The organism is Coprobacter sp. (genome assembly GCF_982436375.1).
Genome location: NZ_CEWDCG010000066.1, coordinates 1 through 13979, shown reverse-complemented (window position 1 = coordinate 13979; position 13979 = coordinate 1). Strand labels below are relative to the sequence as shown.

The 13979-nt window shown below is 40.1% G+C and carries 12 protein-coding genes, 3 tRNA genes and 1 pseudogene; 5 read left to right on the top strand and 11 right to left on the bottom strand.

Annotated features, from left to right (window positions below):
- Positions 1 to 277, top strand: a pseudogene (locus AC1WHX_RS05610) (aldose 1-epimerase); the annotation flags it as partial.
- A 77-nt stretch (positions 278 to 354) separates the two neighbouring features.
- On the opposite strand, the gene ispF reads toward AC1WHX_RS05610, so the two are convergent.
- Genes ispF through AC1WHX_RS05585 form a run of 5 tightly spaced genes read right to left on the bottom strand, consistent with a single transcriptional unit; the run spans position 355 to position 6920 of the window.
- A complete protein-coding gene (gene ispF, locus AC1WHX_RS05605) occupies positions 355 to 831 on the bottom strand; it encodes a 2-C-methyl-D-erythritol 2,4-cyclodiphosphate synthase (RefSeq protein WP_122337927.1) in 477 nt (158 codons plus the stop codon).
- A 12-nt stretch (positions 832 to 843) separates the two neighbouring features.
- The gene (gene porV / locus AC1WHX_RS05600; protein WP_302545036.1) at positions 844 to 2046 is read right to left on the bottom strand and encodes a type IX secretion system outer membrane channel protein PorV; all 1203 of its coding nucleotides are present in this window, start codon (positions 2044 to 2046) and stop codon (positions 844 to 846) included.
- Between the two features lie 60 nt (positions 2047 to 2106).
- Entirely contained in the window at positions 2107 to 5571 is a 3465-nt protein-coding gene (porU, locus tag AC1WHX_RS05595; protein ID WP_302545035.1) for a type IX secretion system sortase PorU, read from the bottom strand.
- A gap of 35 nt (positions 5572 to 5606) precedes the next feature.
- Positions 5607 to 6221, bottom strand: coding sequence for a fumarylacetoacetate hydrolase family protein (locus AC1WHX_RS05590; RefSeq protein ID WP_303117139.1), 615 nt, complete (start codon positions 6219 to 6221; stop codon positions 5607 to 5609).
- A 48-nt stretch (positions 6222 to 6269) separates the two neighbouring features.
- The gene (locus AC1WHX_RS05585; protein WP_009318084.1) at positions 6270 to 6920 is read right to left on the bottom strand and encodes a redox-sensing transcriptional repressor Rex; all 651 of its coding nucleotides are present in this window, start codon (positions 6918 to 6920) and stop codon (positions 6270 to 6272) included.
- 154 nt (positions 6921 to 7074) lie between these two features.
- Here AC1WHX_RS05585 and AC1WHX_RS05580 point away from each other — a divergent pair, with 154 nt between their 5' ends.
- The 3 genes from AC1WHX_RS05580 to AC1WHX_RS05570 all read left to right on the top strand — a co-directional run bounded on the left by AC1WHX_RS05580 (position 7075) and on the right by AC1WHX_RS05570 (position 11271).
- Complete coding sequence (locus AC1WHX_RS05580; RefSeq protein WP_009318085.1) at positions 7075 to 7425, top strand: translation initiation factor; 351 nt, start codon at positions 7075 to 7077, stop codon at positions 7423 to 7425.
- A gap of 19 nt (positions 7426 to 7444) precedes the next feature.
- Positions 7445 to 10750: a UvrD-helicase domain-containing protein gene (locus AC1WHX_RS05575; RefSeq protein ID WP_122337929.1), complete on the top strand. Its 3306-nt coding sequence runs from the start codon at positions 7445 to 7447 to the stop codon at positions 10748 to 10750.
- 275 nt (positions 10751 to 11025) lie between these two features.
- Complete coding sequence (locus AC1WHX_RS05570; protein WP_009318098.1) at positions 11026 to 11271, top strand: RNA recognition motif domain-containing protein; 246 nt, start codon at positions 11026 to 11028, stop codon at positions 11269 to 11271.
- Positions 11272 to 11433: 162 nt separating this feature from the next.
- Here AC1WHX_RS05570 and AC1WHX_RS05565 read toward each other — a convergent pair.
- Positions 11434 to 11505: transfer RNA gene (locus AC1WHX_RS05565), tRNA-Met, on the bottom strand.
- 139 nt (positions 11506 to 11644) lie between these two features.
- Complete coding sequence (porT, locus tag AC1WHX_RS05560) at positions 11645 to 12346, bottom strand: type IX secretion/gliding motility protein PorT/SprT (protein ID WP_278585166.1); 702 nt, start codon at positions 12344 to 12346, stop codon at positions 11645 to 11647.
- 189 nt (positions 12347 to 12535) lie between these two features.
- Here porT and AC1WHX_RS05555 point away from each other — a divergent pair, with 189 nt between their 5' ends.
- The gene (locus AC1WHX_RS05555) at positions 12536 to 12706 is read left to right on the top strand and encodes a DUF362 domain-containing protein (RefSeq protein WP_009318100.1); all 171 of its coding nucleotides are present in this window, start codon (positions 12536 to 12538) and stop codon (positions 12704 to 12706) included.
- A gap of 158 nt (positions 12707 to 12864) precedes the next feature.
- Here the strand turns inward: AC1WHX_RS05555 and AC1WHX_RS05550 are convergent.
- From AC1WHX_RS05550 to AC1WHX_RS05535, 4 genes are all read right to left on the bottom strand, one after another.
- A tRNA-Gly gene (locus AC1WHX_RS05550) sits at positions 12865 to 12937 on the bottom strand.
- Between the two features lie 20 nt (positions 12938 to 12957).
- Positions 12958 to 13040 (bottom strand) — tRNA-Tyr (locus AC1WHX_RS05545).
- A gap of 32 nt (positions 13041 to 13072) precedes the next feature.
- Positions 13073 to 13564 (bottom strand): 6,7-dimethyl-8-ribityllumazine synthase, encoded by a 492-nt coding sequence (gene ribH, locus AC1WHX_RS05540; RefSeq protein WP_022390251.1) that lies wholly within the window; start codon positions 13562 to 13564, stop codon positions 13073 to 13075.
- A gap of 90 nt (positions 13565 to 13654) precedes the next feature.
- Positions 13655 to 13979, bottom strand: a 325-nt coding sequence (locus tag AC1WHX_RS05535; protein WP_481228963.1) for a tetratricopeptide repeat protein, incomplete at its 5' end; no start/stop codon positions are given.

Sequence of the window (13979 nt, the reverse complement as noted above, 5' to 3'; positions counted from 1 at the left end):
TTTAACTAACGAACCGCTATCGATAGACGGAAAAAACTATAACGGAGCGATTCTGACCGATACAGAAAAAGGAATAAGCGTATTCTATGAAACCGACGAGCAATTTAAACACTGGACTCTCTGGAACAACGGTGGCGAAGTTCCCTATGTATGTCCTGAACCGCAAAGCTGGGCAACGAACGCTCCGAACTTGAAACTGCCGGCACAACTCACCGGTTTTCAATTTATAGAACCCGGTAAAGAGTGGAAAGCCGTAACACGGTTATATGTGAGATAGATAATTCATATACGAAAAACAGCCGCCTGAAAAACAGCGGCTGTTTTTTTGTGTACAAACAATGGTATTCAAATAAATTATTTTTGCAACAGCACCGTGGCATAGGCCGAAATACCTTCTTCTCGCCCTGTGAATCCAAGCTTCTCTGTTGTTGTAGCTTTTATAGATATATCCTCTTCATCAACTTCCATAACTTCTGCCAGACACTTCTTCATTGCCGGAATATGAGGATTTAATTTGGGCCGCTCGGCACAAACCGTAATATCTGCATTACCTATTTGGTATCCCTTATCTCTAATCATCTTAACCGTATCTCGCAACAGAATTTTACTATCTATATTTTTATACTCTCCTGCCGTATCCGGAAAATGAAAGCCGATGTCCCGCATATTGGCTGCCCCCAACAAAGCATCGCATAGGGCATGAATCAAAACATCCGCATCCGAATGCCCGAGCAAACCGCACGAATGTTCTATGCGAATGCCTCCTAACCAAAGTTCCCGGCCTTCGACCAACCGATGAACATCAAAACCGAAGCCTACCCTTATCTTCATTTGTCTCTTTTATCAACGTCTTCTACGTCCGACTAAATCTTTTATCCCATCCATATCGAACGAAAGGGAAAAACGCAGAGTTTGATCTAACGGGCTACTCTGTGCAGTAGCAACTACATAAGCGGCATCCAGCCGAAGGACCTTAAGTGCAAATCCTGCTCCGAAAGTAAAATATTTACGATTCCCCTTATACTTGTTTTCATTATAATATCCGGCCCTCAGAAAAAATTGATTGTTATATGCATACTCTGCGCCTACCGAAAAATTTATCTCTTGAAGCTCTTCTTTAAATCCTCCGGGAGCATCTGAAAACGATTTGAAAATTCCGCTGATGGGAGATGTACTTTGATACTTCTCTTTTGCAGCTTCATAAGCTTCTCTATCTTCGTTTCCCTCCACATCCAGATAATCTTCTTGTCTTGGAGCTGCAGGTACTAACAGCTTATTCAAGTCAAGACTCAACGACAACGTATTATAATCAACCAAAGGGAAAAGGAAAGTCGTCCCCAAACGCAAGTTCGTCGGCAAAAAAGCACTGTTATTTCCGCCGTCATACGAAACTTTAGAACCGATATTGGAAATATTAAATCCCCATGACCACTGGCACTCGCTCCGTCCTACAATAGGATAAAAAGTCTGATAACCGGATATATCCGCAGCGAAAGCCGCCGCCCCTTTCATTCCCTCGGTCTCATCATAAGCTAAATCTGAATAGATAAACCGGAAGACGACACCCATTGAAAAACTTTGTGACAATTTTCTGGAATAACCGAGGTCAAAGGCCATCTCATACGGATTTATAGAATTCGTTATATTTCCGCCATCATCTGTAATATTGATCGATCCCAAAGAAAAATAACGCAATGAAGCACTCAATGCCTGTAAATCGCTACTGCCGAATTTCCAATAACCAGCCACATACGCTAAATTAATATCATTGACCAATTTACGCAGCCATGGAGTATAAGATACAGAAACTCCCGCACGGCTGAATGCAAAAGCATATTTTGCAGGATTCCAATATTGAGAGTTCACGTCAGGATCGGTAGCAGCTCCCAAGTCTCCCATAGATCCGCCTCGAGCATCCGGAGCAATACCCAAAGAGGTTACTCCCGTGTTAATCGGATTAAATTTATTCTTAACATCGTTCTGAGCAAACGAAGTAAAACAAGCTCCCAGAAAAGCAATTACAAAAAAACTTCGTATCCGGTTCATAAATATATTTCTCTCTTTTCTATTTTATTTCTCCTTAATAAAAACTGTATTCAAAGGCTTTTATTGTGCAACGACTATGATTTTTTTAGTCTTGGTAGCCTCCTTACTGCCTTCTGTCGAGATATACGCCCGATAAAGATATACACCGGGCGCAACCCGTCTTCCGGCTTTATCGGTCAGGTTCCAAACGATCGGTTGAGAAGTCCACATATCGGAAAGTCCGTCATCCGAATAAGTCCATAGTTCTGTACCCATCAAATTATAAATAGACAGCCTTAATTGTATATTCATATTCGGACGATCATGCTTCAAATAAAACTCTGCATATTCCGACACCGGATTTTTTTGAGGATAAAGATCGAATATCTGGGGTTTCATACCCGGTACGACAACAAACGAAGTTGTCTTTTCCGTAGAATTACCTTCCGTATCCCAAACCTTAAACGTCAAAGTATGTGATCCTGCCGGTAAAGACGGTAATTGATACATTACTGTTCCTCGCCCGAATTCACCTACCACCGGATCAAAGTAGTTATTAACAATATATTCTTGAGCCGAAGAATGGTCGATCGTTACCGTCATATTGTGCCCGATACCGATTCCAGAAATATTTATTCCCGATTCATCTTCCACATCGGCAATAAACACAGGTTCTTCATTTACCTTATCGCCATAACTGAATGTCTCGCTATTCAGATACATAGAATGGATAATCGGACCTTCCGTATCCGCCTCGACATCATTATCCATGTCTCCTACGACAAACTGCTCATTCGATCCTTGTGCTTCACGTCCTTGCTCATCATACCCGTACAAATTCAATAATCCGGTCTCCGAGGAGTAATTCAGTTCTACAGGCATTTTAAACTCAAATTCAAACTCTCCGTTCCGAACCGAATCTTTACCGGAATATAACATATTCGCACGTTCATAAAACGTAAAAGGTACATCGCTTTCAAAACCATTCGTCGTTATCTCTTTCTTCGAATCATATAACCGGGGATATACCAAACCGTTAAAATCTTCTTTCTTTTCGCCTGTAGTATGATCCCGCACTTCTCCTTTCATTTTTACCCAAGAACGTGCTTTCAGAGTCTGTAAATCTGAAGTTTCGTCAATCGGATCTCCGTTAATCTCGGTAATTACCATCTTATATTCAGGATAAGCCAACCGAAGCGCAGGGTCTCCCAAAAGAATAAAATTCAATTTGTTCAGATCTCTTTCATACGGACGAACTCCATCCGAATTGACATATTCGGCAACAGCCTTCTTCGCAACACGCATCACATCTCCCAAGCGGTATCTCGAGCCGTCCGTATCCCGTTCGAAGATATTTTCGATCAACATTTTATTTAGAATAGCATTCTTTTCCATATATACCACTCGAGTCGTCGTAAAAAGGGCGATTCCTCCGCCTTTTGAATTCAGAAACAACTCTTCTCCTCCAGAATTGGATTTGTCATCGAACCGGCTGAAGTCGCAAGTTGCCGTAATCCATAACGGAAGACGCTTCAAATAAAGTTTCCGAATATCCGACATTTCCAAAATCTTCTCCGCCGTCCAGCTTGTAGAACTCCCATGCCCGCAAAAATTGATAAAGAGTAACCCATCGTCCAACAAATCGAACATACGTTTCTTTGCATCAGGGTAAGTACCTCCGCTCGCAGAACTTACCCGGGTATAAGCATCGAGATAAACTTTATACGGGAAAAATTCAGGATATTTCGACTCTATTTTATCGCACAACTCATCAGCCAACTCCATATGATCCGAATTATTTCCGTCATCGGCTACAAAACAAAGATTATTTTTCCATACTCCGAAATTTTTGTTTTGTCCATATTCGATTACCTTATCCACGGCAACAGTCGCCTCGGCTAACGTTCGTACCGGAAAACGTCCGATACTAATATCCTGTTTATCAGCCAGTAGATTCGCGCCATCCGTGTCTTTCAAAAAACCAAAATAGTCATCCGTTACATAAGACGTACGTTCATCTAAGCTCGACTCTGACTGAAAAGTTAATAAAAACGGATACTTATAGCCTTGCCATTCACTCGTAATCAAACGATTATCATACGTACCGTCTCCAAAAAGCAGCAAATAACGCGGTCTCAAATCTTCATTTCCTTCAGCCCGGTCATAAAACATCTTCATAAAGCGCCTGTACGCTGTCGCATCAGGAGTTCCGGAAGAAAACTCATTGTAAATCTGTTCAGGATATACAATTAAATACGACATATCGTCTTCCGATTCATGGAATTTTCCCAAACGTTCGGCTTGTGAGTAAAATTCCGGCGGAACTATAATAACCAGATCGGCACGGCTGTAACCATGCAAATTCTGGTTCGACACAATTCCTACATACTCAGGAGACGGGAATGTCCGTGCAGCATCGAATGCGACATACTCTTTTAATCCTACCGACTGAGGGACAAACCACAAGCATCCGTCATGTTGTGAACTTTCGATAGATACAGGATTTTGAAGATCGGTTATATCCCAAATCCGAGGATCTGAAGATCCTGATACATTAACGGCATATTTTAATAATGTATTGCGGGATTTCAAATTTCGGAATGCAACGATCCCGTCATAAATTTTCAGATCCCGTTCCATATTCAATCGAATAAAATCGAGTCGCGCCGTAGAGGCCTGACTCCCTTCGAATTGTATCGTAATGCGGTCGAGATTATCGGGATCTCTCACCCATGTTTTGGTAGTAGACGTAGAACGTCCGCTTGCATAAGTAGCTTCTTGGCTATTATTCAAAATCGCATAAACCCTATCCTGAGAAGATTGAGAAAGAGAGACATCGTTGTGCTTGATCTTTATCTGTCCGGCAATAGTATTGGAATTTGAGGCCAAAGCTTTAACAACAAAATCGATCTGCATCGAAACCGGAGTCTCCGTAATTCCCGGAATATCGAATGTAAAAGTTCTGATTTGTTCATAAATAAAATCTTCACCATAAAATTTTCGGCCTGTACGTCCTAAATTAATAAGTTCCTGTTCATGCAAAGCATAGTCATTAAAGACATTCACAGTTGTCGCACTCATAGACTCGTTTGCAGAGACTGTCTCCATCGTTCGAGGCTGGTCATCATTTTCGGACAAAAAATAATATCCATACTGTGAATAAGGATTTCTTTCGTGTGTAAACGTCGAACTGCCGGCCGTCCATTTCACGACTCCCTGTGCATAGAAAATCATCCGCTCTCCGTAACGCATCACCGGCACTTCAGGCAAATCGTCGATATAAGGCTTTTGAAAGTCCTCCGGCAGCATTGCTCCGCCATATCCGTAAAGTTTCACTTTTGCCGGATCGACAAATCCCCATGCCCGCAAATCGGCATAAGAAATCTGATATATACCGCTCTCCGATATTCTGATTTTTACCCAATAACCGGAATTTAATTTTGATATTCCGGTATATCGGTCAGACTGTGCATTCAACATTTCCGGGAAAAAGAAAATGCCAAAAGACAGTAACAAAAAAAATAAAACAACGGTATTCTTTCTCATTTTTATAATTCTAAGCAACAGAAATTTCTACCGGTCTATTTCACACGGAAATCCAATACTTTACGGTCTCCCAGAAATCCCTGCAAATGATCGTCTATCGCCACCGGTCCTACACCTTTCGGTGTTCCCGTATAAATCAGATCTCCTATCTTAAGCGTATAAAAACGACTTACATACGCAATAATTTCATCTACCGGGAAAATCATATCTATTGTATTTCCCTGCTGTACCGTTTCTCCGTTAATTTGCAATGAAAAGGCAAGATTTTGTATTTCTCCAGCCTGATCAAGCGAGACAAAATCTCCGACAACTGCCGAAGAATCAAAACCCTTGGATATTTCCCACGGAGCTCCTTCTCTTCGCAGCCGGGATTGTAAATCCCGTGCCGTAAAATCGATGCCGACAGTAACAGCATCATAATAACGGTGAGCAAAACGCGGAGCTATATTCTTTCCCAACCGACAAATATGAACCACGATTTCTGTTTCATATTCTATTTTGTTCGAAAAATCCGGAAGAAAAAACGGCTTGTGATCCTTTAATAAAGCCGTTTCGGGTTTCAGAAATATAACCGGTTCTTTTGGTAATAACGTACGATTCATCTCTTTATTGTGATCGAGATAATTCCAACCTACGGCAATAATTTTCATTCTGAAGTATTTATAAGATTTCCGGAATAAAAAACCGGAAAGTATTTTTTATTTTTTAAGATTATTCAGTCTATTGAACATAACGGCAAGGTGTGCATAAATAGAAGTATTCTGAACGACAATATGTTTTGGCACACGTATTCTGAACGGAGTAAAATTCCAGATAGCCTTAACTCCTCCCGCGATCATACTTTCAGCAGTCTCCTGTGCACGTTCTACCGGGACCGTCAAAATACCGATGTGCGCATTCAACTCTTTTTGCCGTTCCTCAAACTCCGACACATGATATACCGGTATACCATTAATAAAAGTTCCTGCCAACTCTTCTTTTATATCAAATCCGGCAATCACATTCATTCCGTACTGCGCCAGACCCGAATCCTGAAGCAATGCAGCACCCAGACTGCCGACTCCGAAAATGACAGCCTTATGAACATCTGTGAATCCGAGAAAATCTTCCAACACCGAAACTAAAGACTCCACCTCATATCCTACACGGGTCTTACCCGATATGTTGATAAACGAAAGATCCTTAGCTATCTGTGAAGCATCGACATTAATATCTTTCGATATTTGCGTAGAAGACACATATTCGACCCCTCTGTCTTTAAGGAGTTTTACATACGCTAAATACCAAGGCAACCGCCTCAAAGACGGCTCAGGCAACTTAATCGTTATCTTTGAATTATCTCCAGCCATTCATCTGTTGTTTTCTGAATAATACAAAAGTAATAAATTTTTTCGTAAACTATATATTTTGTTTGGCTACGTTCACGATCTGTATTAAATTTGAAAACAAATATACCGTATATCGGCTACAACCCGATAATCTCATTCTTTAAAATAGCGAACAATGGCAAAAAATAATAATGACTGGAAAGATCGCCTGAATGTCGTTTATTCGACAAATCCCGATTTTTCGTACGATACCGGAGAAACAGAAGAACCGGAGACTCAAGCTCCGGAAAAACAACCGTTGAAAATACAACTCGACAAACGTAACCGAAACGGAAAATCGGTAACGTTGATCACAGGATTCTCCGGGAAAGAAGAAGACCTCAAAGAATTAGGAAAAACATTAAAGACAAAATGCGGAGTCGGAGGATCAAGTAAAGACGGAGAAATCCTTATACAAGGGGATTTTCGTGCTAAGGTATTGGAAATTCTGAAAAAAGAAGGCTATACGAAAGCCCGGATTATTTAGAGTCTAAATAAATATCGATATGCTCCATGTTTACAGAGCTTCAGCCGGGTCGGGGAAAACCTATAAGCTGACATTAGAATACCTCAAATTGTTATTATCTCCTGTTCGTCCCAATAACGAACCGATATTGCCATCGGAACGGAACAAGGCTTTTCAACATATCCTTGCCGTAACCTTCACCAATAAAGCGACAGAAGAGATGAAGCGGCGCATTATCGAAAAACTCGATATTCTGGCTCATCGGACTTCCGAATCGGAATATTTAAATGACCTGTTGGGGCAAGACGGAATCCCGGCAAGCATCGAAGAACTTCAAAAAAGAGCTTCAGAAATTTTATTTACCCTTCTGCACGATTTCTCGGGTTTCAATATCAGTACTATCGACAAGTTTTTTCAACAAACGACACGGGCGTTCACTCGAGAAATCGGTTTGCAAGGCGGATACAATACCGAAATAGACAATAGTCATGTGCTTACGGAAGCCATAGACCGGATGTTTTTCGATCTCGAAAATCCTGAAAATAAAGATTTGCTAAACTGGCTGATCCGATTTTCCGAGGAGCAGGTCGAAGGAGGAAAAAGCTGGGGAATACAACGAAATATCGTCCAGTTGGCACAAGAAATATTTAAAGAAGAATATAAATCGCACAGTTCGGAAATACGCCATTTCATGGCGGATAAAGATCTATTAAGAGCATATATCAAAAAACTGAATATCATAAAACAAGACTTCGAGTCCGAAAGTCGGGAAATAGCAAGAAAAGCCACCGAAATAATGAAAAAAGCGGGACTACCTCCTGAAGACCTGAAAGGCGGTAACCGTTCTCCGTTTAAAGAGTTTTCCAAATGGGCGGACGGTAACATAAAAGAACCGAACGCTTCATTTACACAACTATCCGACAATATCGAAAACTGGACGACAAAAAAAACTTCTCCCGACATTATTACAAAAGTTCGGGAAATATATCCGGAATTAAACGAATATATCAAACAGATTATCGCTTGCTATAACGCTTATCCATTTTATATATCGGTAATGGAAACACGCCGCTATATTTACACATTAGGGATTTTGAGCGACATCGACAAACACATTCAGACATACGAAAAAGAACACAATATCCTTCTTTTGTCCGATACCACCGAATTGCTCAACCGAATCATCGATGGTAGCGATACGCCTTTCGTATATGAAAAAACCGGTAACCGGATCGACCATTTTATGATCGATGAGTTTCAAGACACCTCGCGGATGCAGTGGAATAATTTCTTTCCGTTGATTAAGGAGAGTAATGATAAAGGCGGCCGTAACCTCATCGTGGGGGATGTAAAACAAAGTATTTATCGATGGAGAAATTCAGACTGGAAACTGCTGAATGACGAACTGGGCAACCAATTCAAGAAGCCGGAAGAACTGAACGACCATGTATTGGAGACGAACTGGCGAAGTTGTATAAATGTCATACAGTTCAACAATTCGTTTTTCAGGAAAGCATCATTCTTACTTCAAGAATCTTTACAAAAAGAAATAGCCGATACTCCCGCCAATGTACACATCGACTCCGAATATGCCGAGAAGATCGGGAAAGCATACCAAGATATATACCAACATATATCCCCTAAAAATAAAGAAAAAAAAGGCCATGTAAAAGTAATGTTCTTGGAAACCGAGACGGAAGAAGGAGAAAAAATAGATTGGAAAAATCGGGCGACAGAACTACTTCCGCAAACCTTAAAAGAACTTCAAGATAAAAATATCTCGTTAAAGGACATTGCCATTCTGGTCAGAAGCAAAGCTGAAGGCAGCCTTGTTGCAGATTGTCTTTTAAAAGCCAAAGCCGAGAATAACGATTCTACATATCGCTTCGATATTATTTCGGACGAAGCTCTTTTCATCCACAATGCCCCGATTGTCAAACTGGTAATCGGTATTTTAAACTACCTGCAAAATCCAGAGACGGAAATAAACCGGATACTTGCCGTATATGAATATTCGACAACGCACCGGAATCTCCCTCCGGAAACAGCTCTCGCCTCTTATTTTGCAGAAAAGGAGAAAGAATTATCGCATCATTTCGATCCTGAAATCGTCAGGGAACTCGAACAATTGAGAAACACGCCATTATTCGAAATGTGCGAAAAAATTATCAGTTTGTTTCCTCCCTCCGGAGAACGAAATGAAAGTATATTCATTCAGGCATTCCAGGATATCGTACTCGACTATACAACAAATCACTCGGCCGATCCCGCCTCTTTTTTACAATGGTGGAACGAACAAGGGATAAAGAAAACCATAACAACACCCGACTCCCAAAATGCAATTCGTATCATGACGATCCATAAATCGAAAGGATTGGAATTCAAAGCCGTTATCATCCCGTTCTGCGATTGGGAAATCGATCACAACCCGCATCATGAAAACATACTTTGGTGCAACCAAAAAGAACCTCTGGATGACATTCCTCTCGTCCCGATACGTTATGGATCGATCTTGAAAAAAAGCCTTTATGCCGATGCATACTTCAACGAAAAGATGCACGCCTACATCGACAATCTCAACATTGCATATGTAGCTTTTACCCGGGCGGAAGACGAACTGTTGCTCTTTACTCCGAAACCTAAGAAAGAAGGGACTTTCGGCTCTCTTTCCCGATTGCTATATTATTGTGTCAATCCCGAAAATGAAATAAACTGTCCGGAGGAAAAAGACAAACCGATAATCGATTTATCTGCCTATTATGATCCTGAAAAGAACTGTTATGAAGCCGGAGAGACATGGGAAAATCTACAAACAGCAAAAGAAAAACAGAAAATTAAAACAATGCCCGAATATCGGTCTGCCGATCCCGACAAACGTCTTCAACTACGACTACATGGGAAAGGCTATTTCGGAGACAGTCACGAACGGCAACACGGCAATCTCATGCACGAAATTCTCAGCAACGTCCGCTATGCAGAAGATATTCACAACGCCGTTTTACCATATATATTTAACGGGCAACTCAGCCATGAAGAAGGAGTCGTCTTAGAAAAAAAATTAAAAACATGGTTAGATCAACCTGAAGTTGCGCCATGGTTTTCTCCCGATACACAAATTATCAACGAAACGGAGATTTTACAGCAAAAAGGGACATTCCTCCGTCCGGATCGGGTAGTCATTTCCGGAGAAGAAGTTTCTGTAATCGACTATAAATTCGGGAATATTCAGAAAAAAAGCTATCATAAACAAGTGATCCGGTATATATCCCTCATAAAAGAAATGGGATTCTCCCAAGTAAAAGGTTATATCTGGTATGTCGAATTAGGGAAAATCGTATCGGTATAAACTGAATATTACTATCTCCAACTATATGGGAATGGTAAAATGCGTAAAATAAAAAGCTAAATATTTAAATTACGAAGAAAATAAAGATAACATAGTAGATATATCGATTATTATATCGTTATTTGCAATACAAACAAAGAGAGTTTATATCGCTCTTACTCTTCTATGAGGATTTTCTCAAACGCAAACCGTTGAGTATTTTTTTATCGTCGGTCAAGATCTTTCCCCAAACCTCGTTGTTTCAATTTTTTATTATTTATTTTTATTTCATTCTTATGAATATTTACATTGGTAACCTTAGCTATAACGTTAAGGAGTCAGATTTAATCCAAGTTTTGGAAGAGTATGGTACAGTTAACTCTGTAAAATTAATTAAAGATCGCGAAACCGGTCGTTCCAAAGGTTTTGCTTTTGCAGAAATGCCAGATGACATGCAAGCAGCAAACACAATTAAAGAACTTAATGGCGCACAGTATGACAATCGCACGATGGTAGTAAAAGAAGCCCGACCTCGATTCTAAACTCTTGAATTTTCGTATTTCCATTATACGACTAAAAAAAATATCCGGACTTTAAAATTCGGATATTTTTTATTTCTAATACTTCCTGCCTTAAAAATCAGGACAAACCGCCCCCAATAAAACAAAAAAAGAACGCCAACCACTTAGCGCTCTTAAACTTAGTTGCGGGAGCCAGACTCGAACTGACGACCTTTGGGTTATGAGCCCAACGAGCTACCACTGCTCCACCCCGCGATATTTATGGTGCAAAAATATAACATATTGTTCGATTATACAAGAAGAGAAATGTTAAATCTATATATTTAACACGACGTTGAATCTCAAATACAAAAAAATTCCACTTCCGAATTGAGAACGAGCCCCAAAAAAGACTTTATTCGAAATAGAATGTAAGCACGACCATATTAGAAGATGTCCGTTTAATCGCTTGTGTATATTTATAATCTAAAGGATCGCGCAGGTCAGGACGCTTATGCTGTAAAATATCGCCAAGACCGAAACAAAATTTAAGTTCCGGAATCAATTTAAAAAAAGGCAGGTAAATATCACATCCCAATCCTACTTGCAAATAGGTATCATAAGTCTTAAGCTTCAACAGTTCATTTTTCTTTTTTGAAATATCAAAAGCCCCAGCAACTCCTGCAGTAATATAAGGACAATAATTATTCAGCCGTTTTGCACTATATTTTAGATCTATCGGTATCATAATATAATTCGACTTCAAGTCTACAGTACGACGTTCATCTGTATGATCTTCCCGAAATTCGACCGTCTTATTTCCAAAATACATGGTGGGACAAAAGCGAAGGTTAAGATATTTACAAAGATAAAGGTCGCTAACCAGCCCGACATTAAAACCGGGAGAGAAAGAGGGGACTTCGGCATACCAGGTTTCTCCCGCTTCAGTCGTATATCCGGTATGAGTAAATCCTAAATCTTGCGTATGCAATCCCACCGAGAATCCGAAATGTATCCTCCGCTGGTCAATATAAGGCAATCTTTCCAATTTACGTTTCTGTGCAATCCCTGAAACAGCCATTAATGACATCAAAAACAAAAGTATCGTCTTTCTCAATCGTGTTTCTTTTAATACATACATTAAACGGTGCAAAGTTCCTCTTATTGCCTGCAAAGATAACATTTTGGCAACACCTGTCAGTGAATGCCAAAATAAAAAAGTTCTTTTTTATTTGAATGAACCGATAAAACTACTACTTTTGCAGGACATAATTAGTACTAATTCATCAATTAAAACTTAGAAACAATGGCTTACGTTATTAGTGACGATTGTATTGCTTGCGGAACTTGCATCAGCGAATGTCCGGTAGAAGCTATCTCTGAAGGCGATATCTACAAAATCGACCCATCAATTTGCGCAGATTGCGGAACTTGTGCTGACGCTTGTCCGACCGGAGCTATTCATCCTGCTGAATAAGCAATATAATCAAGATTAAGAAAAACAAAAGACGGTTCTTCGAATCGTCTTTTTTTGTACCCCGATATCATCAACCGAGAATACCACCATTAAATCAGATTTGCACAAATGCAATACAAGAAAAGCCGGTCGAAATATTTCGACCGGCTTTTCTTGTGAGCGGGAAACGGGACTCAAACCCGCGACCCTCAGCTTGGAAGGCTAATGCTCTATCAACTGAGCTATTCCCGCATTTATACAATCTAAAAAGGTGGGCGAAGATGGATTCGAACCACCGAAGTCGTAAGACAGCAGATTTACAGTCTGCCCCATTTGGCCACTCTGGTATTCGCCCCTTTTCTTAATTGCGGAGCAAAGGTAATCAAATTATTTTAATCTGCAAGCAAAAGCATGCATTTTTATTGCTGTTATTGCTGCTTCATCTCCTTTATTCCCATATTTTCCTCCTGAACGGTCTATTGCCTGCTGCATATTTCCGGTAGTCAACACTCCGAAAATCACGGGAATATCCAATACCTCATTTAAATGAGTTATACCCGATGTCACTCCCTGACACACATAATCAAAATGAGGGGTATCTCCCTGTACGACACATCCCAATACAATTACGGCATCCGGATGATAAAAAGAAGCCATACGTTGAGCACCAAAAGTCAGTTCAAATGTCCCGGGCACACGACCGACAAATATATTGTCGCTTTTCACACCATGCTTCTCAAGCGTATTACAAGCTCCCTCAAGAAGTTTCTCGGTAATATTCGCATTCCATTCAGCACAAACGATCGCTACTCGCATATTACTTGCATCAGGGACTGTAGCCGGATCATAAGAGGATAAATTTTGATAAGCTGTCGCCATATATCTTCAAAATTTTTATTTATATATTCAACTTGTTAAAAAAAGCCACCCGAAAAAGGCGGCTTTTCATTTATAATATATGATTCAGGTTTATTTTACATGAGCTTTAGCTCTTTCTATATATTTATCAATATCACGACCGATCATAGATTGTGAGTATTCATCTTTGATCTTCTGATAAAAATCCAGAGCTTTCTTATAATTTCCCATCTTTTCTGCTACGGTAGCGGCTTTTTGTAAAAATATAGGTGAAGCCATTTCATTATCCGCCTTTTTTGCAGCCTTTTCAAAGGCCTTGATTGCATCATCATATTGGTCCATATTGGCATAACAATTACCGATCATAGCTTCAATATTCGGAGACAGAAATGCATCGTCACCATCAAATTTTTTCAAATACGCCAAAGCTTCCGCA

Excerpts from the sequence above, each read along its gene's own strand:
- porU (WP_302545035.1), bottom strand. The coding sequence starts at position 5,571 with ATGAGAAAGAATACCGTTGTTTTATTTTTTTTGTTACTGTCTTTTGGC.
- AC1WHX_RS05585 (WP_009318084.1), bottom strand. The coding sequence starts at position 6,920 with ATGGCTGGAGATAATTCAAAGATAACGATTAAGTTGCCTGAGCCGTCT.
- porV (WP_302545036.1), bottom strand. The coding sequence starts at position 2,046 with ATGAACCGGATACGAAGTTTTTTTGTAATTGCTTTTCTGGGAGCTTGT.
- AC1WHX_RS05590 (WP_303117139.1), bottom strand. The coding sequence starts at position 6,221 with ATGAAAATTATTGCCGTAGGTTGGAATTATCTCGATCACAATAAAGAG.
- ribH (WP_022390251.1), bottom strand. The coding sequence starts at position 13,564 with ATGGCGACAGCTTATCAAAATTTATCCTCTTATGATCCGGCTACAGTC.
- ispF (WP_122337927.1), bottom strand. The coding sequence starts at position 831 with ATGAAGATAAGGGTAGGCTTCGGTTTTGATGTTCATCGGTTGGTCGAA.
- AC1WHX_RS05555 (WP_009318100.1), top strand. The coding sequence starts at position 12,536 with ATGGCTTACGTTATTAGTGACGATTGTATTGCTTGCGGAACTTGCATC.
- AC1WHX_RS05580 (WP_009318085.1), top strand. The coding sequence starts at position 7,075 with ATGGCAAAAAATAATAATGACTGGAAAGATCGCCTGAATGTCGTTTAT.
- AC1WHX_RS05575 (WP_122337929.1), top strand. The coding sequence starts at position 7,445 with ATGCTCCATGTTTACAGAGCTTCAGCCGGGTCGGGGAAAACCTATAAG.
- AC1WHX_RS05570 (WP_009318098.1), top strand. The coding sequence starts at position 11,026 with ATGAATATTTACATTGGTAACCTTAGCTATAACGTTAAGGAGTCAGAT.